The organism is Halopseudomonas sp., from assembly GCF_038130085.1.
Lineage (GTDB): Bacteria > Pseudomonadota > Gammaproteobacteria > Pseudomonadales > Pseudomonadaceae > Halopseudomonas.
Window position 1 is genome coordinate 1 of sequence record NZ_JAYPMU010000048.1, and the last position, 2,927, is coordinate 2,927.

3 protein-coding genes and 1 pseudogene are annotated in these 2,927 nt (G+C 56.2%); all 4 read left to right on the forward strand.

Going from position 1 to position 2,927, the window contains the following annotated elements:
* Positions 1–268: hypothetical protein (locus AAFM31_RS17615; RefSeq protein ID WP_341709163.1), on the forward strand; the 268-nt coding region annotated here is incomplete at its 5' end.
* A gap of 85 nt (positions 269–353) precedes the next feature.
* Entirely contained in the window at positions 354–878 is a 525-nt protein-coding gene (locus AAFM31_RS17620) for a DUF3833 domain-containing protein (protein ID WP_341709164.1), read from the forward strand.
* Positions 878–1,579 (forward strand): SDR family NAD(P)-dependent oxidoreductase, encoded by a 702-nt coding sequence (locus AAFM31_RS17625; RefSeq protein ID WP_341709165.1) that lies wholly within the window; start codon positions 878–880, stop codon positions 1,577–1,579. Before AAFM31_RS17620 ends, AAFM31_RS17625 begins: the two co-directional genes overlap by 1 nt.
* Positions 1,580–1,968: 389 nt before the next feature.
* Positions 1,969–2,889: pseudogene (locus AAFM31_RS17630) on the forward strand (integrase arm-type DNA-binding domain-containing protein); the annotation flags it as partial.
* Positions 2,890–2,927: the final 38 nt, after the last annotated feature.

Here is a 2,927-nt window from a genome sequence, read left to right on the forward strand (position 1 = left end):
AAGGTGGCGGCTTGACTTAAACCAAACAGCCTCCGCGAAACCCGGGGCGGTTCAGGCTGCACCGTTGGAACAAATTCAGGGTGTGGCTGGCCGCCAGGATCTCATACCGGCCGATCCGGCGGCGGTTGCTGAGCGTAAGGGAAGACTAACCTTTACAGCGTGTTCTACTGCGCTCTTGGCAGGACGACCGCCAGGTGAGTGCTGGAACAAGCAGGAAAAAGCCAAACAAATACTGTACACCGAAGCTATTTTGTATAGGATTTCATAAGCACCTGGCGGAGTTTTGCTAGAAGTCGACACGCTATCGGCCCTCCGGCAGGCCAATCCTGTACAAGAAAGGTATGAGGTGGGCCATGAGACGACTAATTTTGCTGTGTTGCTGCGTCCTGCTGATCAGTTGCGGCAGCGCCTCGATAGATGATTACACCGCAGAACAGCCTGTCCTCGATCTAAAGCAGTTTTTCAGCCGACCGGTGCAGGCTTGGGGGATGTTCCAGGATCGCTCAGGTAAGGTGATCAAGCGCTTTCATGTCGACATCAATAGCCGCGAAGAAGGCAACCGCCTGATCCTGGATGAGCAATTCGTTTACAGTGACGGCAGCACCCAACAGCGCGTGTGGACCCTCACGCCCGACGGGGAAAACCGGTGGCGCGGCACCGCCGATGATGTTGTTGGAGAAGCCATTGGCGAACTCGCCGGTAACGCGTTGCGCTGGCGCTACGACCTGAATCTGCCAGTCGATGACAAAACCTACGTGGTTACCTTTGATGACTGGATGTACCTGATGGACGAAAACACCCTCATCAACCGCTCGGCGATGCTCAAATTCGGTGTCGAACTCGGCCAGGTGACACTGTTCTTCCGGCGTCAGCCCTGATGCTCCAGCTCACCTCATTCGGAAGCGGCTATCGCGCCCTGGTTATCGGTAGCAGCGGCGCACTTGGCCAGGCTTTCTGCCAACACCTGAGCCGCGACCCAAGCTGCATTCTGGTCACCGAACTGGGCCGCGCTACGGACATACCCTTGGATTTAGAGGAGCCAGACAGCATCGTCTCAGCCGCTGCCTCACTCAGCAATCAAGCACCCTTTCATCTTATTCTGTTGGCAAGCGGGCTATTGCACCGGGCGAATGTAGAGCCGGAGAAAAGCCTCAAGGCTATTGATCCCGACGCGTTGCAAGCCGTCTTTCAAGTGAACGCCCTCGGTCCCGCTATCGTCCTTCGCGAGTTCCTGCCATTACTGGACAGCCAAGGCGCCATGGCCGTCATGTCCGCCAGGGTAGGCAGCATTGGCGACAACCGACTCGGCGGCTGGTACGCCTATCGCGCATCCAAGGCCGCGCTGAACATGATGGTTAAAACCGCGTCTATCGAGCTAGCACGGCGCGCTCCAAAAGCGCGCCTGCTGAGCCTCCACCCGGGCACCGTGCAGTCCAATCTGTCGAGGCCCTTTCGCAGCGCGACCGCGGCACGTCCTGCAGCGCAGGCAGCAGAGGAGCTACTGCACGTCATTGATCGCAGCCTGCCACGCGACAGCGGCGGGTTCTTCGCCTACGACGGCGAACCGATTGAGTGGTAACCAGAGAGGCGGTGAATCGACCACCACGTCTGCTTAGGCTACTCCCGGAGATGGGCAGGAGTACCGACGCTGGGGACGCTGAGCGCCCTGCGCAAGCAGCCCAAACGAAAAAAGGACCAAGCCGCAAAGCTTGATCCTTTTCTGAAATATGGTCGGGACGGAGTGATTCGAACACTCGACCCCTTGCACCCCATACAGGTGATGACCTGTACAAATCAGTTCAAGGCCATCCAACAAAACCCTTCAAACGATTGATTTTACTGGAACAAAGCCTATTTTGCGTCCAAAGTGGTACCATTCAATCCGAAGAAAGCCAATCTCAATTGGCAACGAATTGGCAACCAGAGACTCTCAATTGGCAACCAATTGGCAACGGGGAAAATAGCTACATGGCCAAAATCACAGACCGTCAGATGACGGCTAAGCCCGGCTCAAGCGACAAATGGCTCAGCGAGGTCGCTATATGGGGGCACGGAAGTCTGGTAGCTCGAATAACCCCCAGCGGCGAGCGCCTCTTTTACTTCCGCTACACAAATAGCAGCAGTGAGCGTGTCACCTTTCCTATTGGCACCTATAGCAGAGATGGCACTGAAGGCACTATGACGCTCGCTGAAGCTGGCCAGCGGGCTAAGGAGCTCGCAGGCCTTCATAAATCGGGCTTCAGGGACGTGAAAGAGCACATCGAAGCTGAAGAAGCAGCGAGAGTCGCAGCTCGTGACGCAGAACTGGCACGCCTCGCCGCCGAGAAAATAGCTTTGGAACAGGCTCAAGCCCGCCATGCTGCCAGGAAAACGGTCGAGTATTTGTTCAATCACTGGGCTAACGTTGACTTGGTCAATCGCAAGGATGGGGGGGCAGAGGTGCGTCGCATGTTCGAGAAAGATGTTCTCCCCATTATCGGAACCATCGCCATTGAAGACGTGAAGAAGCGTCACATTACAGAGGTAACTGATGCCCTGCTAGCTCGTGGTGTCAACCGGATGGCGAAGATGATCTTCAGCCTGATGCGCCAGATGTTCCGATTCGCCGTAGACCGCGACCTGATCGATCACGATCCAACTGCCAGCATTCGCAAAGCTAAAATTGGCGGCAAAGATGTCGAGAGAGATCGCGTTCTTAGCGAGGAGGAGATCCGCGCGCTGGCAAGGCTCACGCCAGAGGCTGGTCTACTTCCATCGACAGAAGCTGCGATTTGGATTGCACTGTCGACCTGTTGCCGAATCGGCGAGTTGCTGAGTGCCAAGTGGGAAAACATCGACCTCTCTAATGGCAATTGGCACATTCCGGCGGAACACAGGGCTGCGGCAAAAACTGAGTGCAACACCTGACCTTTCCGGTACGGTGCTGC

Coding starts and splice junctions, on each gene's coding strand:
- AAFM31_RS17620 (WP_341709164.1), top strand. CDS start 354: ATGAGACGACTAATTTTGCTGTGTTGCTGCGTCCTGCTGATCAGTTGC.
- AAFM31_RS17625 (WP_341709165.1), top strand. CDS start 878: ATGCTCCAGCTCACCTCATTCGGAAGCGGCTATCGCGCCCTGGTTATC.